This window comes from Streptomyces sp. NPDC007896, assembly GCF_042959425.1.
GTDB lineage: Bacteria > Actinomycetota > Actinomycetes > Streptomycetales > Streptomycetaceae > Streptomyces.
Map to the genome: position 1 here is coordinate 77,762 of NZ_JBIBKX010000019.1, position 21,899 is coordinate 99,660.

General features: G+C 71.1%; 21 protein-coding genes. 20 read left to right on the top strand and 1 reads right to left on the bottom strand.

The window, feature by feature from the left end; all coding sequences use genetic code 11:
- Positions 1 to 6: 6 nt before the first annotated feature.
- From ACFZDJ_RS43590 to fdxA, 13 genes are all read left to right on the top strand, one after another.
- A complete protein-coding gene (locus ACFZDJ_RS43590) occupies positions 7 to 1,089 on the top strand; it encodes an Ldh family oxidoreductase (RefSeq protein WP_390936834.1) in 1,083 nt (360 codons plus the stop codon).
- A 21-nt stretch (positions 1,090 to 1,110) separates the two neighbouring features.
- Positions 1,111 to 2,034, top strand: coding sequence for a branched-chain amino acid transaminase (locus tag ACFZDJ_RS43595; protein ID WP_248297230.1), 924 nt, complete (start codon positions 1,111 to 1,113; stop codon positions 2,032 to 2,034).
- A gap of 93 nt (positions 2,035 to 2,127) precedes the next feature.
- Positions 2,128 to 3,159 (top strand): NAD(P)-dependent oxidoreductase, encoded by a 1,032-nt coding sequence (locus tag ACFZDJ_RS43600; RefSeq protein WP_391067638.1) that lies wholly within the window; start codon positions 2,128 to 2,130, stop codon positions 3,157 to 3,159.
- A gap of 65 nt (positions 3,160 to 3,224) precedes the next feature.
- Positions 3,225 to 4,385: a radical SAM protein gene (locus ACFZDJ_RS43605; protein WP_391067641.1), complete on the top strand. Its 1,161-nt coding sequence runs from the start codon at positions 3,225 to 3,227 to the stop codon at positions 4,383 to 4,385.
- Between the two features lie 56 nt (positions 4,386 to 4,441).
- Entirely contained in the window at positions 4,442 to 5,560 is a 1,119-nt protein-coding gene (locus ACFZDJ_RS43610; RefSeq protein ID WP_391067643.1) for an iron-containing redox enzyme family protein, read from the top strand.
- Between the two features lie 40 nt (positions 5,561 to 5,600).
- Positions 5,601 to 6,623 carry an aminotransferase class I/II-fold pyridoxal phosphate-dependent enzyme gene (locus ACFZDJ_RS43615; RefSeq protein WP_391067645.1) on the top strand — a complete coding sequence of 341 codons (1,023 nt, stop codon included), beginning with the start codon at positions 5,601 to 5,603 and terminating at the stop codon, positions 6,621 to 6,623.
- A gap of 52 nt (positions 6,624 to 6,675) precedes the next feature.
- A complete protein-coding gene (gene metK / locus ACFZDJ_RS43620) occupies positions 6,676 to 7,848 on the top strand; it encodes a methionine adenosyltransferase (RefSeq protein ID WP_391067648.1) in 1,173 nt (390 codons plus the stop codon).
- A gap of 36 nt (positions 7,849 to 7,884) precedes the next feature.
- Positions 7,885 to 8,829, top strand: coding sequence for an EamA family transporter (locus ACFZDJ_RS43625; protein ID WP_391067651.1), 945 nt, complete (start codon positions 7,885 to 7,887; stop codon positions 8,827 to 8,829).
- Positions 8,804 to 10,114 (top strand): KamA family radical SAM protein, encoded by a 1,311-nt coding sequence (locus ACFZDJ_RS43630; RefSeq protein WP_391067654.1) that lies wholly within the window; start codon positions 8,804 to 8,806, stop codon positions 10,112 to 10,114. The genes ACFZDJ_RS43625 and ACFZDJ_RS43630 overlap by 26 nt, the downstream gene beginning before the upstream one ends.
- Positions 10,111 to 10,947: a hypothetical protein gene (locus ACFZDJ_RS43635; RefSeq protein ID WP_391067656.1), complete on the top strand. Its 837-nt coding sequence runs from the start codon at positions 10,111 to 10,113 to the stop codon at positions 10,945 to 10,947. The genes ACFZDJ_RS43630 and ACFZDJ_RS43635 overlap by 4 nt, the downstream gene beginning before the upstream one ends.
- An 81-nt stretch (positions 10,948 to 11,028) precedes the next feature.
- Positions 11,029 to 12,231: an L-2-hydroxyglutarate oxidase gene (gene lhgO, locus ACFZDJ_RS43640; protein WP_391067658.1), complete on the top strand. Its 1,203-nt coding sequence runs from the start codon at positions 11,029 to 11,031 to the stop codon at positions 12,229 to 12,231.
- Positions 12,232 to 12,248: 17 nt separating this feature from the next.
- Complete coding sequence (locus tag ACFZDJ_RS43645) at positions 12,249 to 12,767, top strand: winged helix-turn-helix domain-containing protein (RefSeq protein ID WP_067733478.1); 519 nt, start codon at positions 12,249 to 12,251, stop codon at positions 12,765 to 12,767.
- 12 nt (positions 12,768 to 12,779) lie between these two features.
- Positions 12,780 to 13,100: a ferredoxin gene (gene fdxA / locus ACFZDJ_RS43650; protein ID WP_384912822.1), complete on the top strand. Its 321-nt coding sequence runs from the start codon at positions 12,780 to 12,782 to the stop codon at positions 13,098 to 13,100.
- 208 nt (positions 13,101 to 13,308) lie between these two features.
- On the opposite strand, the gene ACFZDJ_RS43655 is transcribed toward fdxA, so the two are convergent.
- The gene (locus ACFZDJ_RS43655; protein WP_390936858.1) at positions 13,309 to 14,265 is read right to left on the bottom strand and encodes a LysR family transcriptional regulator; all 957 of its coding nucleotides are present in this window, start codon (positions 14,263 to 14,265) and stop codon (positions 13,309 to 13,311) included.
- Between the two features lie 116 nt (positions 14,266 to 14,381).
- Here ACFZDJ_RS43655 and ACFZDJ_RS43660 point away from each other — a divergent pair, with 116 nt between their 5' ends.
- From ACFZDJ_RS43660 to panD, 7 genes are all read left to right on the top strand, one after another.
- On the top strand, positions 14,382 to 15,254 hold the full coding sequence (locus ACFZDJ_RS43660) for a xanthine dehydrogenase family protein subunit M (RefSeq protein WP_060897855.1): 873 nt from the start codon (positions 14,382 to 14,384) through the stop codon (positions 15,252 to 15,254).
- Between the two features lies 1 nt (position 15,255).
- Positions 15,256 to 15,783 carry a 2Fe-2S iron-sulfur cluster-binding protein gene (locus ACFZDJ_RS43665; RefSeq protein ID WP_390936861.1) on the top strand — a complete coding sequence of 176 codons (528 nt, stop codon included), beginning with the start codon at positions 15,256 to 15,258 and terminating at the stop codon, positions 15,781 to 15,783.
- Positions 15,780 to 18,152 (top strand): aerobic carbon-monoxide dehydrogenase large subunit, encoded by a 2,373-nt coding sequence (locus ACFZDJ_RS43670; protein ID WP_390936863.1) that lies wholly within the window; start codon positions 15,780 to 15,782, stop codon positions 18,150 to 18,152. Before ACFZDJ_RS43665 ends, ACFZDJ_RS43670 begins: the two co-directional genes overlap by 4 nt.
- A 10-nt stretch (positions 18,153 to 18,162) precedes the next feature.
- Positions 18,163 to 19,089 (top strand): XdhC family protein, encoded by a 927-nt coding sequence (locus tag ACFZDJ_RS43675; RefSeq protein ID WP_390936865.1) that lies wholly within the window; start codon positions 18,163 to 18,165, stop codon positions 19,087 to 19,089.
- Positions 19,082 to 19,987, top strand: coding sequence for an AAA family ATPase (locus ACFZDJ_RS43680; protein WP_391067661.1), 906 nt, complete (start codon positions 19,082 to 19,084; stop codon positions 19,985 to 19,987). The genes ACFZDJ_RS43675 and ACFZDJ_RS43680 overlap by 8 nt, the downstream gene beginning before the upstream one ends.
- Entirely contained in the window at positions 19,980 to 21,128 is a 1,149-nt protein-coding gene (locus ACFZDJ_RS43685) for a VWA domain-containing protein (protein ID WP_391067664.1), read from the top strand. Before ACFZDJ_RS43680 ends, ACFZDJ_RS43685 begins: the two co-directional genes overlap by 8 nt.
- Positions 21,129 to 21,442: 314 nt before the next feature.
- Entirely contained in the window at positions 21,443 to 21,862 is a 420-nt protein-coding gene (panD, locus tag ACFZDJ_RS43690; RefSeq protein ID WP_067360967.1) for an aspartate 1-decarboxylase, read from the top strand.
- Positions 21,863 to 21,899 lie beyond the last annotated feature (37 nt).

A 21,899-nucleotide genomic window follows, 5' to 3' on the forward strand; every position in this document is an offset into this window, starting at 1 on the left:
GAACACATGGACAAGGTCATGCCCGTGGCCGACCAGTACCGCATCGCGCCGGACGTCGCCGAGACCGTCGCCGCCCGGGCCCTCACGGACGCCGGGGTGGCACCGGCCGACAGTGCCGCCGTGGCGGACGCGCTGGTGCAGACCTCGCTGCGGGGCATCAGCACCCACGGCCTGCGCCTGCTTCCGCAGTATCTGAGCGACATCGAGCACGGCATCGCCAATCCGCGGCCTGTCTGCACCGTGGTCAGGGAGACGGGACCCACCGCCGTCCTGGACGCGGACTCGGCCCTCGGCATCGTGGCCGGCCTCCGGGGAACCGAGGAAGCGGTGCGCAGGGCGAGCCGGTTCGGCGTCTCCGTGGTGGTGGTGCGCAACTCCAACCACTTCGGCGCGGCGTCCGTGTACAGCCGGGCGATGGCGAAGGCCGGGATGATCGGCTGGGTCATGACCTCCTGCTCGCCGCGCGTCGCGCCCTACAACGGCAGCAAGGCGCACTTGGGCACCAACCCGATCAGCGTGGCCGCGGGCGTCGGGGACCACGAGTTCGTCCTGGACATGGCCACCAGCCAGGTGTGCCTGGGGGAGATCCGTGAACGCGGACGTCAGGGCGAACCGCTGGAGGAGGGCTGGGCCAAGGACGCCGCGGGACGCCCCACCGTCGACGCCGCGCAGGTCTCCACGCTCATGCCCCTCGGCGCCGGGCACAAGGGCCAGGGACTGGGCATGGTGGTCACCCTGATGACGGCGGTGCTCGCCGGCTCCCCGCTCGACTGGGAGCTGGAGCACATCGAGAGCGCCCCCCACGGCAGGGGCCGCCAGGTGGCGCACTTCCTGATGTGCCTGGACCCGGCCGTCTTCGGCGGGGACGAGGCGTTCGACGAACGTATGCGGACGTTCGTGGACGACACGCGGCACAGCCCCTCCGCGGGCGCCGAACCGGTGCGCGTGCCGGGCGACCCGGAGCGCATCACGGCGGCCCGCAACGCCGCCCACGGCATCCCCCTGGACCCCCGCACGGGCCAGAGGCTGTACGGCCTGGCGGCCGACTACGGCATGGACAACCTGCTGCCCACCACCGGCATCGCCTGACGCCGGGCAAGGAGAATTCGCGTGGTAACCCTCTCCCGATCCAAGTCCATCTGGATGGACGGCGAGTTCGTCCCCTGGGACGACGCCCGGATACACTTCCTGACGCCGTCCCTGCACTACGGCTGGGCTGTCTACGAGGGCATGCGCGCCCATCGCACGGCCGACGGCACGGCGATCTTCCGGATCGACGACCACATAGCCCGGCTGCGCAACTCGGCACGGGTGTACATGATGGAGGTCCCGTACTCCGACGAGGAGATCGCTGAGGCGATCGTCTCCCTCGTCAAGGAGAACGGCTCGCAGCCCTGTTACATACGGCCGAACATCTACCTCGGCTATGGCAGCATGGGCGTCTCGCTGGACCTGTCGGCGGCCCGCGTGGCCATCGCCACCTGGCCCTGGTCCGACTACGTGGACCGGCAGGCGCTGGCGCGGGGCTGCCGGGTGATGACCAGCGGCTGGCGGCGCAACCACCAGGACGCCATCCCGCCGCAGGCGAAGGCGACCGGCGCCTACATCAACTCCTGCATGGCCAAGATCGGCGCCCAGCGGGCCGGCTATGACGACGCGCTGCTGTTGACCGACACCGGCCATGTCGCTGAGTGCTCAGCGGCCAACTTCTTCCTCGTCAAGGACGGTGTCCTGCACACGCCCCCGGTCAGCGAGGGGATCCTGCCCGGCATCACCCGCTCCACGGTCATGACGCTGGCCGCCGAAGCGGGACTGGAGGTGGTCGAACGCCGGATCGCGCGGGCGGAGGCGTACACCGCAGACGAGATCTTCCTGACCGGCACGGCCATCGGCGTCGTCCCGGTGGCCTCCGTCGACGACCGGCCGACCACGTCCGCGGGCTGCGGGCCGGTCACCAAGACCGTCGTCGAGGCGTACGAGGACGCCACGTCGGGCCGGCTGCCCGGCCACGCGGACTGGTGCACCCCGGTCTGACCGGCGCCGGGTGCGGGAGCGCCGCCCACGGAAGCGCTCCCGCACGGCGGGCGGCAGGCACGAGAGGGCAGACCGAACGAGCGGAGGCACGACGTGAGCCGATCGCGCACCGACAGCCGTGATCTACCGCGGGGACCGGCACCCGCGCCGAACGCACCCCGGGTCGTGGCGGTCGTCGACGCCCCGGAGGGCGGATATGTCGACAACGCCGACCTCGAACAGCGGGAGGCCGGCAGCGGGATCGACGTCCGGCTGCGGGTCCTGTCCCAGAGCGAGGTGCCCGAGCTGGCGCGCCGGGCCCCGGAGTGCATCATCCTGTGGCATCGCATCTCCCTCACGGCCGAGTTCTTCGCGCTCAACTCCTCCTGCCGCGTGGTCGTCTGCGCGAGCGTGGGCCACGACCACGTGGACACCGAGGCCGCCCGGGCGAGCGGAGTGGCCGTCTACCACGTACCCGACTACGGCGTCGACGAGGTCGCGGACCACACGCTGGCCCTCGCCCTGAACGCCGTACGCCGTGTCCGGGAACTCGACGCGCATGTGCGCGACGGCGGATGGGAGTGGCGGCGGGCCGAGGGCGTGCGCCGACTGCGCGGCGCCGCCTGGGGTCTGGTGGGCTGCGGACGCATCGGGCAGGCGGTGGCCCGCCGGGCCGCGTCCTTCGGCATGCGCATCGGCTTCTACGATCCCTACGTCCACCCCGGCACCGAGAAGGCTCACGGCTGGACGCGCTTCTGGAGCCTGCACGAGCTGCTGGCGGCCTGCGAGGTCGTGAGCCTGCACGTGCCTCTCAGCCCGGAGACGGAGCACATGATGGACCGAGCCGCTCTGGAGGCACTCGCGCCGGGGGCCGTCCTGATCAACACCTCACGCGGCGCGGTCGTGGACGAGGACGCCCTGCGCCAGGTCCTGGACCGCGGCCGGCCGGCGGCCGTCGCACTGGACGTCGCCGAGCACGAACCGGGCGTCGCCGGCTGGCTGCGCGGACATCCCCGGGCCCTCCTCACCCCCCACTGCGCCTTCTACTCCGTCGAGTCGATGACCGAACTGCGGCGCAGGGCCGCCCGCGCCGCCGCCCAGGCGCTCCGCGACGAGCCGGTGACCGCGGCCGTCCGCATCGTGTGAGACCGGGCGCGCGATCGCCGTCGCTGTCCGACGTCCCGTCCCGACGTGCCCAGAGAAGAGTCCCTATGCCCCTCGCCCCCAAGGAAGCGGTGGCCCGCCCGGCCGGCTGGAAGGACTGGAAGTGGCAGCAGCGCCACGCCGTCCGCACCGCCGGCGCGATCAAGGAGTACTTCCCCGGGTGCCCGCCCGAGGTGCTCCGGGAGATCGACGCCCACGCCTCGACCCGTCGGTTCCAGGTGACGCCCTACTACCTCAGCCTGATCCGCACGGACGGCGACCGGCTGCGCCCCCTCGAAGACGACCCGCTGTGGCGCCAGGTCTGTCCCTCGGCCCCGGAGCGTGCCGACCCCTACGGCTACGACGGGGAGAGCGAGAACTGGGAACTGGACGAGGAGATGGTGACCCCGGTCGCCCAGCACAAGTACGGCAACCGGGTCATCATCCGGTACTCCAACATCTGCCACGCGTACTGCCAGTTCTGCTACGAGGCACTGCGCACCCTCGAACGGAACTCGTCGAAGCCGTCCTTCGAGCGGCGTCACTGGCTCCAGACGCTGGACTACCTCGCGGACCACGCCGAGGTGGAGGAGGTGATCCTCAGCGGCGGCGAGCCGTTCATGCACAGCGACGAACAGCTCGCCGGGGTGCTGGCGGACCTCCGGGAGGTCCGTCCCGAGCTGATCGTCCGCATCCACACCCGCAGCCTCACCTTCAACCCGTTCCGGGTCACCGAAACGCTGGCACAGACGCTGCGGGCGCACGAAGTGCAGGCGCTGGGCCTGCACATCACGCACCCCAACGAGATCACCCCGGCCTTCGTCGAGGCCCTGCGCCGGCTGCAGAGCGCGGTCCCCATCGTGTTCTCCAACGTGCCCCTGCTGCGAGGCGTCAACGCGTGCCCCGAGACGATGCGGGAGCTGTCCATGTCCCTGTACCGGCTGGGCGTGCACGCCGGCTACCTGTACCACTTCATGCCCCGCAGCCCGAAGTCCGAGCTGTTCTGGGTCCCCGTGGACGAGGGCCGCAGGATCGTCCGGTCCATGAAACGCCACGTGTCCAACCCCGCCGTCCCCGAGTACGTCCTGCCGCATCCGACCGGGAAGTACACCGTGCCGCTGCACGACGCGGACGAGCACCCCAGGCACGAACAGGACTCCGACGGCGTCCGGTTGCTCGGCTTCGTGAACTGGCGCGGCGAGCACGTCACGTATCCCGACCCTGAATGACCGGCCCCGGGCCGCATCCCACTACCACACCGCCCCCCCACGGCAGGAGACGAGGCATGTGCGACACCGTCCGTAGCGTCGTCGACGGACAACGGATCCCGTCGATGCGGCCGCCTTTGCGAGACCCGTCGCAGACGGCGCGGCACACGGTTGAACACCGGCTCGCCCGCTGCCTGGACGGTCCGCTGGACCTCCAGGGCCGCGGCGACGACAGCAGGGCACTCCTGCGCACCGCGCAAGGCCGGCTCGAAGCCGGGATCGCGAGCCAGGACCCCGACGCCCTGCTGGACGTCCACCGCTCGCTGTACGCGGTCTACGAGACCCTGCTCGGACACCCCCTCGCCCCGGCCGCGCGGCACGAGCGCAGCGCGTGGTTCAACGTGTTCCGGGCGATGTGCGAGGACGCCCTCCTGGAGGCCGACCTCGCGTCGCTGGAGGGCAGCCTGCCATCAGCCGTCGAGGCGGGCCGACCGCATTACCTGAGGCAGTGGTTCCTCACCGCCTCCCAGCAGCGCAGCCCGCTCGACCGGGCGGTGGAGGACCACCTCGAACACAAGGCGACCCTGAAGGAGATGACCCGGTTCATCCAGGCCGACGGCTATCTCAACTACCGGTTCTTCGACGCCCTGGTGCTGGCGCAGACCCACTTCATGGAGAGCGTCAAACAGGAGATCGGCCACCACCTGTGGGACGAGTGCGGCGCCGGCGACGACTCGGCGGCCCACACCGTCCAGTTCACCCAGGTCTTGCGCCGGCTCGGCACGTCGCTGCCGCTCCTGCCGCCCTGGGAGGACTGGCGCCCCTACGCCGGCTTCAACCTGTACTTCATGCTCGGCACCAACCGCCGCCACCATCTCAAGGCGCTGGGCAGTCTGGCCATGCCCGAACTGTTCGACGTGGACCGCGACGACATCGTCGTACGAGGTCTACAGCGGCTGGGGCTCGACCCCCACGACGGATTCCAGTTCTTCGTGAACCACGTCTCCGGCGACGCCGAGCACGGGCCCGAGTGGCTGAGCCATGTCGTCACCCCGATCGTCCGCCACGACCCGGCCGCCGGCATGGAGCTCGCGCAGGGCGCGGCGCTGCGGATGCTCGCCATGCGCCGCTACAACGAGTTCCTCGCCGGCCTGCTGAACGTCGAGCCGGTCCAGGCCGTCACCGGGTGGACCTGAGATGAGCCGCGCCGCATCCAATCCCTTTCCGTCGATCGAGATGCAAGAACGTTCCACCGGTCTGCCCGCGCGATGGCGCCTGTCCACCAACGAGAACGAGTTCGGCCCCGCGCCCGCGGCCGTCGAGGCCATGGTCGCCGCCGCACAGGACGCGCACCGCTACCCGGACTGCGCGCACCACTCGCTGCGCCGGAGCCTGGCCCGCCTGCACGGGGTGAGCGAGGAGGCGATCCTGGTGGCGACGGGCATCGACGGCCTGCTGGCCCAGGTGTGCCGCTCGCTGCTGCACCCCGACTCGCCGGTGGTCACCACCACGGGCACCTATCCGACCTTCGCCCACTTCGCCGAGGCGGCCGGGGCCGTGGTCCACACCGTCGACTACCACCAGGACCGCGCCGACGCCGAGGCACTGGCCGACGCCGCGCGCCGGCATCGGGCCGCACTGGTCTACCTCGCCGAACCCGACAACCCGCTGGGCAGTGCCCTGGGAGCCGACGAGGTGCTGCGACTCGCCGACCGGCTCCCGGACTCCACCGTCCTGGTCGTCGACGGGGCCTACGCCGAGTACGCCGCGACCCGCCCGCTGGACGCGCGGGACGTCATGGGGCGCCGACTGCTGTGGTTGCGCACCTTCTCCAAGGCCCATGGTCTGGCGGGGCTGCGGGTGGGCTACTGCCTGTACGACCGCACCACGACGGCCGGCCTCGACCGCGGCCTGGAGCACTACGCGGTCGGCCGGCTCGCCGAGACGGCCGCACGCGCGGCCCTCGACGACACCCGGCACCTGGAGCGGACGGTCGCCCTGACCGCGGCCGGCCGCACGCACTACCAGGCGGAACTGGCGGCGCTGGGCTGCCGGCCCCTGCCGTCCGAGACGAACTTCGTGACCTTCCGGATCCCGGGCGACCCCCGCCGCACCGGCGAGGTGACGAACGCCATGCGACAGCGGGGGACGTACATCCGGCCGGTGCGGACCCCCGGGCGGCCGGACCTGGTACGCCTCACGATCGGCCCGCCGGCCCAACGTGCCGAAGTGCTCGGCCTGTTGCGCGACCTTCTCTGAACGTTCCCCCACCTCGACCATGCACCCGCGGGTGCGGAATGTGAGCCCTGCCATGTCGTCGTTGTCCTCGTTGCCCTCCTCCAGGCCCTCCAGCAGCCTCTCCTGGTCCCAGATAGCCGAGTCCGTCACGCCCGGCCATCCCGACAAGGTCGCCGACCAGGTCTCCGACGCCGTACTCGACGCATATCTCGCCACCGACCCGCACGCACGCGTCAACTGCGAGGTCATGGTGACCCGGGACCACGTTCTGGTGACCGGCCAGGTGACCGCCGCCGGGGCGGTGGACGTCGAGGCGGTCGTACGCGGCGTGCTGTCCGACGTCGGCTACCGTGACGTGGCTGTCCACGGCATCGACGCGACGCGCAGCCCGGTCACGGTCGTCCTCGACCACCAGTCGCGTGAGATCGGCGCGGGCGTCGACGAGGGCGGCTCCGGCGACTCCGGCATCGTGTACGGGTACGCCTGCGACGAGACGCCCGAACGGCTGCCGCTCAGCTGCGTGCTGGCTCACACGCTGAGCAGGACACTCGCCGAACAGCGCGACCAGGCACCGCAGGCCGGGCTCGGACCCGACGGCAAGGTGCAGGTGGAGGTCGTCGCCGGCGACCGACCCCCGCACGGCCGGGTCGTGCTCTCCGTCCAGCACGCCGCCACGGAACCGCTCGAAGCGGTACGGGAGTTCTGCGCCGAGCAGGTGGTCAAGCCCGTCCTGGCGACGCGGGACCTTCCCGTCGAGTGGGTCCAGGTCAACCCCGCCGGGTCGTTCGTAGTCGGAGGCACCGCGGCCGATGCGGGGCTCACGGGCCGCAAGCTCATGGTCGACACCTACGGAGGCCTCGCCCGCCACGGCGGCGGCTGCTTCTCCGGCAAGGACGCCACCAAGGTGGACCGTTCGGGCGCCTACGTGGCACGTCAGCTCGCCCTGACCGCGGTCGAGGCCGGCCTTGCCGCGCGGTGCCAGGTGGGCATGGCCTACGCGATCGGACGCCCCGAGCCGGTGTGGTTCGAGGTGGACTGCTTCGGCACCGAGCGCGTCGACCCGGCGAAGCTCACGGCCGCGCTGCGCTCACTGACCGACCTGCGGGTCGACGCCACCATCGACCGGCTCCGCCTGCGCCACATCCCCTTCCGCCCCACCGCCACCTTCGGCCACTTCGGACGCACCGACGGCTTCCCCTGGGAGCAGCCGGTGCGCGCCGACGAACTGCGCGCCCAGCTGGCCTGACCGGACCCCCCACCTCGGACGGACCCACTCACCCTGATGAAACGCACCCCTTCCGCAGACCTCCAGGGCTTCTCCTACGGCTTCCTGGGCGTCCTCGGGTTCAGCCTCACCCTGCCTGTGACCCGCATGGGGGTGGGTTCCCTCCCGCCCGAACTCGTGGGCCCCGGGCGCGCCCTGCTCGCCGTGATCCCCGCGGCACTCCTACTGCTCCTGCGGCACCGGCCACTGCTGCCGCCGAGACACCAGCTGCGTGCCGTGCTCGTCACCGCCCTGGGCACCGTCATCGGCTTCCCGCTGCTGACGGCGCACGCCCTGCGCACGGTGTCGGCCAGTCATGCCGCCCTGGTGGTCGCCCTGTTGCCGGCCACCACCGCGGTCATGGCCGTGCTCCGGGGCCGTGAACGGCCCTCCGGCAGGTTCTGGGTGTGCTGCGGGCTGGGCACCGCGATCGTCCTCGGCTACCTCTCGCTGGGCTTCGGCGGGGGCCTGCACACCGGCGACGCCGAGTTGCTGGCGGCCGTCGTCGTCTGCTCCCTCGGCTACGCGGAGGGAGGCGTGCTGGCCCGGGACGTGCCGGGCTGGGTGGTCACCTCCTGGTCGCTGGTCGCCGGAACCCCCGTGGCCGCCCTGGTGGTGGTCCTGGCCTGGCCGTCGCAGGGGCCGACCCTGGACGCGCGCGGTGCGGCGGCCTTCGTCTACCTCGCCCTGGGCAGCTCGCTGCTGTCGTTCATCGCCTGGTACCGGGGCCTGTCCACCGGCGGTGTGGCCAAGGTGGGCCAGATTCAGCTCCTGCAGCCGGTACTCACCATGCTCTTCGCGGCCGTTCTTCTCGACGAACCGCTGCGGCCCTCCACCGTACTCGTGGGTCTCGCCGTGGGCGTTGTCGTCCTCGCCGCCCAGCGCACCCGCACCGTAAGCAGTGGTGGCCCCGCCACCACCCGAGAAAGGATCGTCCATGACCGTCGTGCAGGGCTTGAGTGACCTGGCAGCTCCCGTGTTCTCCGCCATCACCTCCAACCGCCTCGCCGAACTCGTCGGCCGGGCCGGATTCACGGGCGACCAGGTCACCGCGGTACGAGCCGTGGCCGAGGTGCTGCCGTTCAGGACGAACAGCTACGTCGTCGACGAGCTGATCGACTGGAGCGCGGTGCCGGACGACCCGATCTACCGCCTGGTCTTCCCGCAGGAGGACATGCTGCCGCCCGCGGACGTGGCCCGCATCGCCGACCTGCTGAACAAGGGAGCCGCACCCCGGGAGGTGACGGCCGCCGCGAACGAGGTGCGCCGCAGGCTGAACCCGCACCCGGCCGGCCAGCTGGAGCTGAACATCCCCAGCCACGCGGGCGCGCAGATGCCGGGCGTGCAGCACAAGTACCGCGAGACGGTCCTGTTCTTTCCCAAACAGGGCCAGACCTGCCACTCGTACTGCACCTACTGCTTCCGCTGGGCCCAGTTCATCGGCGACGCCGACCTGAAGATGGCCAGCGGTGACATCGAGCAGCTCAAGCGCTACCTCGCCGACCACCCCGAGGTGAGCAACGTGCTGTTCACCGGCGGCGACCCGATGATCATGCGGGCCGGAGTGCTGCGCCGCTACGTCGAACCGCTGCTGGAGCTCGACCAGCTGGACTCCATCCGCATCGGCACCAAGGCGCTGAGCTACTGGCCCTACAAGTTCACCACCGATCCGGACGCCGACGACATGCTGCGGCTCTTCGAGGAGGTGTCACGCTCCGGCAAGGACCTCTCGGTCATGGCCCACTTCTCCCACCCGCGCGAGCTCCAGACCCCGGCTGTCGAGCAGGCGGTGCGGCGGCTGCGCGGCGCGGGGGCGAGCATCCGGACCCAGGCGCCGCTGATGCGGTACATCAACGACGACCCCGCCGTCTGGTCGACGATGTGGAGCAAGCAGGTCAGCATGGGCATGGTGCCGTACTACATGTTCATCGAGCGGGACACCGGCCCGCAGGAGTACTTCAAGGTTCCTCTCGCCGACGCCTACGAGATCTTCCGGCGGGCCTACCGGGACGTGAGCGGGCTGTGCCGCACGGTGCGCGGGCCGTCCATGTCCACGACCTCCGGCAAGGTCTGTGTGGACGGCGTCGTGGAGGTCGCCGGGGAGAAGGTGTTCGCCCTGCACTACATCCAGTGCCGCGACGCCGACGCGGTGGGTCGCCCGTTCTTCGCGAAGTTCGACCCCGCCGCGTCCTGGTTCTCGGAGCTGGTCCCGGCCTTCGAGGGGGACTTCCCGGTCGGCATCGCATGACCCGCACGCGTCTCACCTACGCCCACCGCCCCGCTCGGGAGCTGCTGAGGATCGCCGCCGCCGAGGCAGGGCCGTGGTTCCCGGGCCGGATCTCCGGGGTCTTCGCCCTCGGCAGCATGGCCCACGGCGGCTTCGCCCCCGAGGTGAGCGACGTCGACATCGCCCTGGTCTTCGACGAGGTGCCGGCCGACGCGGCCGAACGCGTCACCGCCCTCGCGGAGCACGTCCGCGCCTTGGTCCCGGCCGAGGCGCGTCCGCTGGCCGACCGGCTGTCGGTCTTCTGGAGCGACTGGCCTCATCTGTGCCGGGGAGAGGGCGCGGGACGTCTCCCGGCGGTCGACCGGGCAGACTTCCTTGAGCACGGTGTCCTGCTCACCGGGCACGACCTGCGGCACCTGTGCCCGCGCCCCGACGATGGTGAACTCGTCGTCGAGAGCGCCCGCTTCGCCGCACGCAAGTTCGGTGCCGAGCCGTACCTGGCGCTGCTGAGGTCGCCGCGGCGGCTGTTCGCGGCAGGCGCCCGGGAAGCGACACGGGCGGTGCTGGTGCCCGCCCGCGTCTGCCGCACCCTGGCCACGGGCGACGTCGTGCGCAGCGACATGGCCGCGTCCTGGTACGCCGCTCAGGGCTTGCCCGCCCACCACCTGGTGACGGCGGCCGCCACCTGGCGGCAGGACGGGCTACCGCCCGACACCGGCGAGGCCGAGCGGCTGCTCGGGCGGCACCTGCCGCTCCTGCACGCACACCTGGCCGAACGGATCCGGCAGACGCTCGGACCGGCCGCCGCCGCGGCCTGCGACCGGCTCACCGCCCTGTCCCGGCCGGTCTCGTAGCGGGACCCCTGGAGGACAGGCGGCGCAGGCGGCCCGTGTCCGGCGGGTGAGAGCCCTCCCCCCACCAACGAGGAGACATCTGTGGAGAGCCACTACGACGTGATCGTGATCGGTGGCGGCATCGTCGGTCTGTCCACCGCGTACGCCATCTCCCGGGCCGCGCCCGGCACTTCCGTGGCCGTACTGGAGAAGGAGCCCGCCGTCGCGCGCCACCAGAGCGGTCGCAACAGCGGTGTGATCCACAGCGGTATCTACTACCGCCCTGGGTCGCTCAAGGCGCGCTTCGCCCTGCGAGGCGCCCAGGAGATGGTGAAGTTCTGCGCCGAGCACGGCATCGCGCACGAGGTCACCGGCAAGTTGATCGTGGCGACCGATGCATCGGAGCTGCCGCGGCTGGCCGATTTGGCCCGGCGCGGCGAGCAGCACGGCGTTCCGGTGCGCACGCTCGGCCCCAGGGAGATCGCCGAGCACGAGCCGCACGTACGGGGCCTGGCCGCACTGCACATCGGCACCACCGGCGTGGCGGACTACCCGGCGGTCGCGCGCAGGCTCGTCGAACTGGCCCGACTCGACGGAGCCGAGATCCACACCGGCTGCGAGGTGCTCTCCCTCGGCCGCGGGCCGGGCGGCGTCATCGTGCACACCACCGCTGGAGACGTCCGGTCCCGGATGCTGGTCAACTGCGCCGGCCTGCACAGCGACCGGATAGCCCGCATGGCCGGGGACGACCCCGGCGTGCGCATCATCCCCTTCCGCGGCGAGTACTACGAGCTGAAGGAGCGGAGCCGCGACCTGGTGCGGGGGCTGGTGTATCCGGTGCCGGACCCCGCCTTCCCCTTCCTCGGCGTCCATCTCACCCGGGACGTGCACGGCGGGGTTCACGTCGGGCCCAACGCGGTCCCCGCGTCGGCCAGGGAGGGCTACCGGTGGCGGGACTTCCGGGCCCGGGACGCCATCGAGATCGCCGGCTGGCCGGGGCTGTGGCACATCGCCCGCCGGCACTGGCGCCAGGAGATCGGTGAGTTGTGGCGCTCGGCGTCCAAGGCGGCGTTCACCGCCGCGGTGCGCCGCATGCTCCCCGACGTCACCCGGCACGATCTTCAGCGGGCGCCGGCGGGTGTCCGGGCGCAGGCGGTCCTGGCGGACGGAACCCTCGTGGAAGACTTCCTGTTCACCGGCTCCGGTCCTTTCGTCCATGTCCTGAACGCCCCGTCACCCGCGGCCACCGCATCGCTGCCCATCGGCCGGGAGATCGCCACGCGCGCGTTGAAGGTACTGAGCTGATCCGCTTGGGGGTTGACATGGAGAACTCCGGCCGGCACGTCAAGTTCGTACGATGGCCCGCCGAGGCGAGCATCCGCAACCATCTCCGAAAAGAAGGAATTCCCTGCCTCCTCGTCGTCGAAGGCGGCGCACAGCCGCCGATCTGCACCGACGTGTCGGAGGACTGGATACGGGCGCCGATCTCCCACCAGGACGTGCAGGCCCGGGTCAGGGCGCTGCAGCAACGCACCTACGGGCGCAAGGTTCCGGTGCTCGACTCCACCGGTGTCCTGTATTTCCGGAACAAGACGGTCACCGTCTCCAACGCCCAGGTCGAACTGATGGAGAAGTTCATCGAGCACTACGAGGAGGTCGTCTACCGCGCCGAGTTGGAGCAGCAACTCGCCAAACGAGTCCCCGCGCCCACCCGCAACTCGCTCGACCTGCACATCATGCGCCTGCGGCGCCGCATTTCCATGGTGAACCTCAGCATCCGCACCGTATGGGGACGCGGATACATGCTGGAGCCACAGTTCAGTGAGAAGGCGACTCTCTAGACGGAGTGATCCATGACCTATGTCATCGCCCAGCCCTGCGTCGACGTCAAGGACAAGGCGTGCATCGACGAGTGCCCGGTCGACTGCATCTACGAGGGGCGGAGGTCCTTGTACATCCATCCCGACGAATGTGTCGACTGCGGTGCCTGCGAGCCGGTCTGCCCGGTCGAGGCGATCTTCTACGAGGACGACGTGCCGGAGGAATGGAGGGACTACTACAAGGCCAACGCCGAGTTCTTCGAACACCTGGGCTCCCCGGGCGGCGCCGGCCCGCTCGGCCTGATCGAGCGCGACCATCCCTTCGTCGCCGGCCGGCCGGTCATCGAGGCGTGAGACCGACGACCACCGTGAGCGGAATGTGACGCACCCAGATAACAGCCTTTGACCTGCAAAAACGCGGGCAGGGAGCCTAGGTCCGGGAGTATCTCCATGCTGCGCACCATGTTCAAGTCCAAGATCTGGTATCTGGATGTTTGCGCAGGTCAGGGGCATAACGGTGCCCGTTCGGGCCAGCAAGAGGTCAGCAGGGGAGCCTGCTCTCTCACGTGCCCCAGAGCGTGACGTACACCGGGGGCCGGAACCGGGAGGGCGGGACGCCGGCGCCGGGCGCGCGCATGATGCGGGTCGCTGCGGGCGTGTGCAGGAAGTGCAGGAACGCATCGGTGGCCGGGGAACGATGCTCGGGCTGCAGGACGGTGGCGTGCCACGTGGCGTCCGACGGCGTGGCAGGGGTCTCCAGTATGCGTAGCTCGTCACGCCGGATACGGGGCGACACCAGATGAGCCAACGCCGGTGCCACCCCCGTGCCCTGGGCGGCGGCCGCCCAGGTCGCGGCCTGGTTGGGGAACACCCGCACGTGTCCCTCGGCCACTCCTAGCCGACGCAGCAGCCGCCCGGAGTCCGCGTCCGGATCGGTCCCGGAGGAATCGACCAGCCACGACCACTGCGGCGGCGGACCGGGCGGCCGCGGCGACCCGGCGCCGATCACCACGACCAACCAGGTGCGGAACAGCGGCTCGCTGACCAGTTCGCCCCTGCGGGCGGCGCCAAGACACGGCCCGAGCGCGACGTCGGCCAGCCGGTTCTCCACCAGCACGCGTATCTCGTTGCCGGCGGCCACCCCGAACGAGGTCTCGGTCCTGCGCCCCGAGCGACCTGCGAAGGCTTCCACGAGCGACGGGAGCACGAACTCGGCCAGCGTGCTCGTGGCGACGACCCGCAGTTCGTCGGGCGCACCCCGGGCCGCCCGCACCGCAGCCTCGGCATCCGCGCTCAGCGCGACCATCCGCGACGCGACCGGTAGCAGCCGCGCCCCGGCGGGCGTCAGACGCATCCCACCACCGCCGGTGCGCCGGATGAGTGGATCGCCGAAGTGGGTGCGCAGCGCGCCGAGCGCCTGTGACACCGCGGACTCGCTCACGTTCAGAGTCCGCGCCGCGGCGCCCACCGAACCGAGCCGGGCAACCAGCACGAAGGTGCTGAGCTGCGTAACGGTCACTATCCGATTTTCTCGCATTTAGGGCGATAAGTGAATGCTTATACAGCCATTGCGTGACCAGTGTGGAAGAGCGCAGCATCAATGCAGCAACGGGCACAGCGTGTGAGGAGGGCCCGATGCAGGTTCCGGCTGCATTCCAGTACGAGAGGGCCACCAGCCTCGAGCAGGCGATCGAGCTGCTCACACGGTACGGCCCCGAGGCCCGGGTAGTGGCGGGCGGACACAGCCTGCTGCCGATGATGAAGCTGCGGCTGGCCCAGCCCGAAGCCCTGATCGACATCAACGGCCTCGGCGAGCTGGCGTTGATCCGGGTGGACGGGCACGACCTGGCCGTCGGAGCGATGGTCCGCCACGCGGAGCTGCTCGCCTCGCCGGTTGTCGGCGAACACTTCCCCATCCTGAGGGACGCGGAACGGGTCATCGCCGATCCGCTCGTCCGCAACCGGGGCACCGTGGGCGGCTCGCTGTGCCAGGCCGATCCGTCGGAGGACCTGTCCGCGGCGTTCTCGGCACTGCGGGCGACCCTGGTCGCCCAGGGCCCCGGAGGCAGGCGCACCATCGGGATCAGGGAGTTCTTCCTCGGGCCGTACGAGACCGCGCTGAACGAAGCGGAGCTCTTGGTGGAGATCCGAGTGCCCATCCGTTCGCACGCCAGCGCCTACCGCAAGGTCGAGCGCAGGGTGGGCGACTGGGCGGTCGTCGCCGCGGGAGCGGTGCTGGAGATCTCCGACGGGGTCATCACCGAGGCAGGGATCGGACTGACCGCGGTGGGTGCCCGACGGTTCGTGGCCGAGCAGGCGGAGGACTTCCTGCGCGGCGGACGGCCGGACGACGAGGGCTTCGCCGAGGCGGGCCGGATCGCCGCGCAGGAGTGCAGGCCGACGGCCGACCAGCGCGGCCCGGTCGACTACAAGCGGCATCTGGCCGGGGAGCTCACCACGCGGGCGCTGCGCGCCGCCGCCGCGCGTGCCCAGGGGCAGGAGGCGTGACATGCGGATCACGGTGACCGTGAACGGCGAGCAGTACACGAGGGACGTGGAACCCAGGCTGCTGCTCGTGCATTTCCTGCGCGACGAACTCGGACTCACCGGCACCCACTGGGGCTGCGACACCTCCAACTGCGGCGTGTGCACCGTCTGGCTGGACGGGACGCCGGTCAAGTCCTGCACCGTACTCGCGGTGATGGCCGACGGCCACGAGGTGCGGACCGTCGAGGGCCTGGCGCACGGGGCGGAACTCGACCCGGTGCAACAGGGATTCATCGCCTGCCACGGGCTGCAGTGCGGCTTCTGCACGCCAGGGATGATGATGACGGCACGCTGGCTGCTCGACCACAACGCGGATCCGTCAGAGGAGGACATCCGCGAGGCCATCTCCGGACAGATGTGCCGCTGCACCGGTTACGAGAACATCGTGCGCTCCATCCGCTGGGCCGCCGAGCACGGCGGCGGGGCGCGGACTGCGGACGCAGCCGCGGACACCGAGCCGGCGCCCGGCCGCGAGGAGGTGCGGGCATGACGACCACCGAGGAACGGCCGGTCGGCTTCGGACGGATGCCCCGAAAGGAGGACGCGCGGTTCGTCCGCGGCCACGGGACCTACGTCGACGACGTACGGCTGCCCGGGATGCTCTACGGCGCGATCCTGCGCAGCCCACTGGCACACGCCCGGATCGTGTCCGTCGACACCAGCGCCGCCGAGGCACACCCGAAGGTCAAGGCCGTGATCACCGGGGAGACCCTGGCCGGTCTCGGGCTGGCCTGGATGCCCACGCTCTCGTACGACACGCAGGCGGTGCTCGCCACCGACAAGGTGCGCTTCCAGGGCCAGGAGGTCGCCTTCGTCGTCGCCGAGGACCGGTACGCCGCCCGGGACGCCCTCGAGCTGATCGACGTGGAGTACGAACCGCTGCCGCCGGTCGTCGACGCCCGCCGGGCGCTCGACCCGGACGCGCCGGTGATCCGCGACGACAAGGAGCATCAGAGCGACAACCACATCTTCGACTGGTCGGCGGGCGACAAGGAGCGAACCGACGAGGTCTTCGCGGCCGCCGACGTCGTGGTGGAGCAGGACATGCTCTACCCGCGGGTGCACCCGGCGCCGCTGGAGACCTGCGGCACCGTGGCCGACATGGACGCCATCACCGGGAAGCTGACGGTGTGGTCCACCACCCAGGCCCCGCACGCCCACCGCACGATCTACGCGATGGTGGCCGGCATCCCGGAGCACAAGATCCGGATCATCTCCCCGGACATCGGGGGCGGCTTCGGCAACAAGGTCGGCATCTACCCCGGTTACGTGTGCGCGGTCGTCGGCTCGATCGTCACCGGCAAGCCGGTGAAGTGGGTGGAGGACCGCTCGGAGAACCTGATGAGCACCTCCTTCGCCCGCGATTACCACATGCACGGCGAGATCGCGGCGACGAAGGACGGGAAGATCCTGGGCCTGCGCGTCCATGTCATCGCCGATCACGGCGCGTTCAACGCCACCGCACAGCCGACCCAGTTCCCGGCCGGCTTCTTCGGCGTCTTCACCGGCTCGTACGACCTGGCTGCCGCCCACTGCACCGTGACCGGCGTCTACACCGACAAGGCCCCCGGCGGCGTCGCCTACGCCTGCTCGTTCCGTGTCACCGAGGCCGTGTACCTGGTCGAGCGGATGGTCGACGTGCTCGCGGACAGGCTCGGCACGGACCCGGCCGCGCTGCGGATGCGCAACCTGCTGCGGCCGGGGCAGTTCCCGTACAAGACGCAGACGGGATGGGAGTACGACTCCGGCGACTACCCGCGCGCCCTGCGGCTGGCCATGGACATCGCGCACTACGAGGACCTGCGCCGGGAGCAGGCCGAAAAGCGCGAGCGCGGCGAGCTGATGGGCATCGGGGTCAGCTTCTTCACCGAGGCCGTCGGCGCCGGCCCGCGCAAGCACATGGACATCCTCGGTCTCGGCATGGCCGACGGCGCCGAGCTGCGCGTGCACCCGACCGGCAAGGCCGTCCTGCGGATCTCCGTGCAGACCCAGGGGCAGGGCCATGAGACGACGTTCGCGCAGATCGTCGCCGAGGAACTGGGCATCCCGCCCGAGGACGTCGAGGTGGTGCACGGGGACACCGACCAGACCCCGTTCGGGCTCGGCACCTACGGATCCCGCTCGACGCCGGTGTCCGGAGCCGCGGCCGCGATGGTCGCCCGCAAGGTGCGCGAACGCGCGAAGATCGTCGCCTCCGCGATGCTCGAAGTGAGCCCGGACGACCTGGAGTGGGAGAAGGGCCGCTGGTATGTCACGGGCGACCCCGACCAAGGACGGACCATGGCCGAGATCGCGCTCGCCGCACACTCCAACCTGGAGCTGCCGGAGGGCGTCGAGGGCCACCTGGACGCGACATGCGTCTACAACCCGCCGAACCTCACCTTCCCCTTCGGCGCATACATTTGCGTCGCCGACGTGGACGCGGACACCGGCCAGGTGAAGGTCCGCAGGTTCATCGCCGTGGACGACTGCGGCAACCGGATCAACCCCATGATCGTCGAGGGTCAGGTGCACGGCGGACTCGCCGACGGCGTCGGCATGGCGCTCATGCAGGTGATCGCCTTCGACGAGGACGGCAACTGTCTCGGCGGGTCGTTCATGGACTACCTCCTGCCCACCTCGGTCGAATGCCCGTCCTGGGAGCTCGGCGAGACCGTCACCCCTTCCCCCCATCACCCCATCGGAGCCAAGGGCGTCGGCGAGTCCGCCACGGTGGGCTCGCCTGCCGCGGTGGTCAACGCCGTGGTCGACGCGCTGAAGCCGCTCGGCGTACGCCACGTCGACATGCCGCTGACGCCCGCCGCGGTATGGCGGGCCGCCCAGGGCCGGCCGCTGCGCACCGACCTGGCGATCACCTGAGGTGCCGGCGATGACGAACACCGAACTGCTGAACCGCGCGGACGTGCTCCGGCACGGCCGTACCCCGTTCGTCCTGGCCACCGTCGTCCACGCGGAACGGCCCACGAGCGCCAAGCCCGGGGACAGCGCGCTGGTGCTGCCCGACGGCACCGTCGAGGGCTTCGTGGGCGGCACATGCGCCGAGACGACGGTGCAACTGCAGGGCCTGCGGGTGCTGGAGACCGGAGAGTCGCTGCTGCTGAGGATCACGCCCGCCGCGGACACCGGCACCGAAGGCGCGCAGGATCCTGTCGAAGGTCTGGTCACGGTGGCCAACCCCTGCCTGTCGGGCGGCACGCTCGACATCTTCCTGGAGGCCAACCTCCCCCCGGTGTTGGCCTACGTCTACGGTCACGCCCCCATCGCCCGCGCCCTGCTCGACGTCGGTCGTGTGCTCGGCCTCGACGCCCGGCCGGCCTCGCCCGGGGAGCCGCTGCCGCCCGATCTGGACGTCGTCGTCGTCGCCACCCACGGCCGTGACGAGGAGAAGGTACTGATCGAGGCCGCACGAGCCGGGGTCCCGTACATCGGGCTGGTGGCCAGTCCCAAGCGTGGCGCGGCGGTGCTCGCCGGGCTGGACATCACCGAGGAACGACGCGCGCGTATCCACACCCCGGCCGGCCTGGACATCGGCGCGCGGACCCCGGCGGAGATCGCGCTGTCGGTGTACGCCGAGATCATCGCACTGCGGCCGCAGGTGGCCCGAGCCGCGCGCCCCGGAGCCGACTCCGCCGCACCGCAGGCCGTGGCCGAGAACGTGGATCCCGTGTGCGGCATGACCGTGGCGATCACGCCCGCCACCCTCTCACTCGACCGGGCCGCCGGCAGGGTGTACTTCTGCGGGCCGGGGTGCCAGCACGCCTTCGCCGATGACCCTTCCCGGTACGCGCATGCCTGACCTCGACGCCCTACCCGATGTCGCCGCCCTGCGCTCGCGTCTGGACGCCGTCGGCTACCTGGCCGACGACGCCCTGGCCACGGCGCTGCTGCTGGCCGTGCGCATGCGGCAGCCGATCCTGCTGGAGGGCGAGCCCGGCGTCGGCAAGACCGAGGCGGCCCGCGCGCTCGCCGCCGTGCTCGACACCCCGCTGATCCGGCTGCAGTGCTACGAGGGACTGTCCTCGGCCGAGGCTCTCTACGAGTGGAACTATCCACGGCAGCTCCTGGCCATCCGGCTGGCAGAGTCCCGCGGGGAGCCCCTGCGGGACGCCGACCTGTTCACCGAGGACTATCTGCTGCCACGGCCGCTGCTCGCCGCGATATGCCATCCGGGGCCGCGCCCGGCGGTGTTGCTCATCGACGAGGTGGATCGCGCCGACGACGAGTTCGAGGCGTTCCTGCTGGAACTGCTCGCCGATGCCGCGGTCACCATCCCCGAGCTCGGCACCCGGACGGCCGTGGTGCCGCCGGTGGCCGTACTGACCTCCAACCGCACCCGGGATCTGCACGACGCCCTCAAACGCCGCTGCCTCTACCACTGGATCGACTACCCGGACACCGCACGAGTCGCCGCGATCATCCGCAGACGGCTACCGGAGTCGGCCCAGTGGCTGGCCACGCACGTGGCGCGCGGGGTGGCGCGTCTGCGTGCCCGTCAGGAGCTCACCAAGCCGCCCGGCATCGCCGAGGCGATCGACTGGGCCGGCGCGCTGCACGCGCTGGGGCTCTCCGTTCTCGACGCCGACGCCGCCGACCGCACCCTGGGGGTGGTCCTCAAGTACGCCGAGGACCTGGAGGCCGTGCGCCGGGCCGGATTGGCCGAGCTGGTCGACGCCGAGGCCGGGTCCGATGCCTGACCTGCCGGAACTGGCCGCCTCGTTCACCGCCGCCCTGCACGGCGCGGGGATCGCGGTGGGCCCCGACCGTACCCGGAGCTTCGCTCGGGCGCTCACCCTGCTGGCACCGTCGACGACGCGCGAGCTGCGGCACTGCGCGCTCGCCACCCTGGTGTCCGACCCCGAGCAGATCGAACCGTTCGACGCGGTCTTCCGCGAGGTCTTCGGCGGCCCGGCCGACCGCGAAGTACGACGCGGGCAACCCGGCGACCCGGCCCGTTCACTCGGGGACACCGTTCCCGGCCGCGTCCCCGGCACGCGGAAGGCCACCGGGGACGGACGCGGCCGGGAGGCCGACGCACAGCCGCGGGAGGCTCCCGTCCCCCTCGCGGCCAGTCCGCTCGACCGTCTCGCCGGCCGCGACTTCGCGGAGCTGTCCGCCGAGGAACTGGCGCGGCTCTCCGAAGTGATGCGCACCATGGTGCTTCGCACCCCGACCCGGCCGTCCCGCCGGCGCCGCACCGCGCACCACGGTGCGCGCATCGACGTGCGCCGCACCCTCTCCGTCAGCCGGCGCACCGGCGGATACCCGCTGCGGCTACGCCGCTTCGTGCCTCGCGCCCGCCCCCGCGACCTCATCGTGCTCTGCGACATCTCCGGATCGATGGAGCCCTATGCCCGCGCGATGCTCCAACTGCTCTACTGTGCCGCCCGCGCCACTCACGCCGAGGTCTTCACCTTCGCCACCCGCCTCACACGCCTCACGCCCGTCCTCCGGCGGGCCGGGCCGGACGACGCCCTGGCACGGGCGGGCCGGGCGGCCCCGGACTGGTCCGGGGGCACCCGGATAGCGGAGTGCCTGGCGGAGTTCAACGAGCGGTTCGGCCGGCGCGGCATGGCGCACGGCGCCGTGGTCACGATCATCTCCGACGGCTGGGACACCGGAGCGCCCGCCGACCTCGCCACCCAGATGGCACGGCTGTCCCGGGTCGCCTACCGCGTCGTATGGGTCAACCCGCGCACGGCGAGCCCGCGCTACCTTCCGCTCGTGGCCGGCATGGCCGCGGCACTGCCCTACTGCGACGCCGTCGTCAGCGCCCACAACCTCGCGGCCCTGGGCGACTTCACCGCTGTGCTGTCCGCCCCGCGCCGCCGCCGATGACCCTGCCCGTCCCGTACCGGGCCCTCGAAGGCGCCGCCCTCTGAACCTTCGTCAGTTCATGCTCAGTGACGGGGCTCTCAGTGCGGTCCGGAGTGCCGTTCCGTACCCTGGTTCCGCCTGTCGACCTCGAGGGCAGAGCGGATGTCCCGGGAGGCCTCCACGCCTGCCTTGCATGGGATCAGGAAACTCAGTAATCGGTCAGTGTCGATACCTGAACAGCAGGCGGGAAATCAGCGGGAAGCCAGCCGTTGTAGAGTGAAAACCGCCCTTGACCTGCACAAGCAGGCAGGGAGCCGAACAGCAGGAGCACCCAAATGCTGCGTACTCTATTCAAGTCCAAGATCCACCGTGCCACCGTCACCCAGGCCGACCTGCACTACGTCGGATCCGTCACGATCGACGCCGACCTGCTCGACGCCGCGGATCTGCTGCCGGGTGAGCTCGTGCACATCGTCGACATCACCAACGGCGCCCGGCTGGAGACGTATGTCATCGAGGGCGAGCGTGGTTCCGGGGTCGTCGGGATCAACGGGGCGGCGGCCCATCTCGTGCATCCCGGAGACCTGGTGATCATCATCAGTTACGCTCAGGTCTCCGACGCCGAGGCGCGGGCACTGCGGCCGAGGGTCGTGCACGTGGACCACGACAACCGAATCGTGGCCCTCGGCGCCGATCCGTCCGAGCCGGTGCCGGGCTCGGACCAGGAGCGCAGCCCGCAGGCGGTCACCGTCTGAACCCCGGGCCCGGGGCAGCGGCTGGGCAAACAGACGA

Coding starts and splice junctions, on each gene's coding strand:
- panD (WP_067360967.1), top strand. CDS start 21,443: ATGCTGCGTACTCTATTCAAGTCCAAGATCCACCGTGCCACCGTCACC.
- ACFZDJ_RS43670 (WP_390936863.1), top strand. CDS start 15,780: ATGACGACCACCGAGGAACGGCCGGTCGGCTTCGGACGGATGCCCCGA.
- ACFZDJ_RS43625 (WP_391067651.1), top strand. CDS start 7,885: ATGAAACGCACCCCTTCCGCAGACCTCCAGGGCTTCTCCTACGGCTTC.
- ACFZDJ_RS43675 (WP_390936865.1), top strand. CDS start 18,163: ATGACGAACACCGAACTGCTGAACCGCGCGGACGTGCTCCGGCACGGC.
- ACFZDJ_RS43680 (WP_391067661.1), top strand. CDS start 19,082: ATGCCTGACCTCGACGCCCTACCCGATGTCGCCGCCCTGCGCTCGCGT.
- fdxA (WP_384912822.1), top strand. CDS start 12,780: ATGACCTATGTCATCGCCCAGCCCTGCGTCGACGTCAAGGACAAGGCG.
- ACFZDJ_RS43610 (WP_391067643.1), top strand. CDS start 4,442: ATGTGCGACACCGTCCGTAGCGTCGTCGACGGACAACGGATCCCGTCG.
- ACFZDJ_RS43685 (WP_391067664.1), top strand. CDS start 19,980: ATGCCTGACCTGCCGGAACTGGCCGCCTCGTTCACCGCCGCCCTGCAC.
- ACFZDJ_RS43645 (WP_067733478.1), top strand. CDS start 12,249: ATGGAGAACTCCGGCCGGCACGTCAAGTTCGTACGATGGCCCGCCGAG.
- ACFZDJ_RS43660 (WP_060897855.1), top strand. CDS start 14,382: ATGCAGGTTCCGGCTGCATTCCAGTACGAGAGGGCCACCAGCCTCGAG.
- ACFZDJ_RS43635 (WP_391067656.1), top strand. CDS start 10,111: ATGACCCGCACGCGTCTCACCTACGCCCACCGCCCCGCTCGGGAGCTG.
- ACFZDJ_RS43605 (WP_391067641.1), top strand. CDS start 3,225: ATGCCCCTCGCCCCCAAGGAAGCGGTGGCCCGCCCGGCCGGCTGGAAG.
- metK (WP_391067648.1), top strand. CDS start 6,676: ATGTCGTCGTTGTCCTCGTTGCCCTCCTCCAGGCCCTCCAGCAGCCTC.
- ACFZDJ_RS43615 (WP_391067645.1), top strand. CDS start 5,601: ATGCAAGAACGTTCCACCGGTCTGCCCGCGCGATGGCGCCTGTCCACC.
- ACFZDJ_RS43630 (WP_391067654.1), top strand. CDS start 8,804: ATGACCGTCGTGCAGGGCTTGAGTGACCTGGCAGCTCCCGTGTTCTCC.
- ACFZDJ_RS43665 (WP_390936861.1), top strand. CDS start 15,256: ATGCGGATCACGGTGACCGTGAACGGCGAGCAGTACACGAGGGACGTG.
- ACFZDJ_RS43590 (WP_390936834.1), top strand. CDS start 7: ATGGACAAGGTCATGCCCGTGGCCGACCAGTACCGCATCGCGCCGGAC.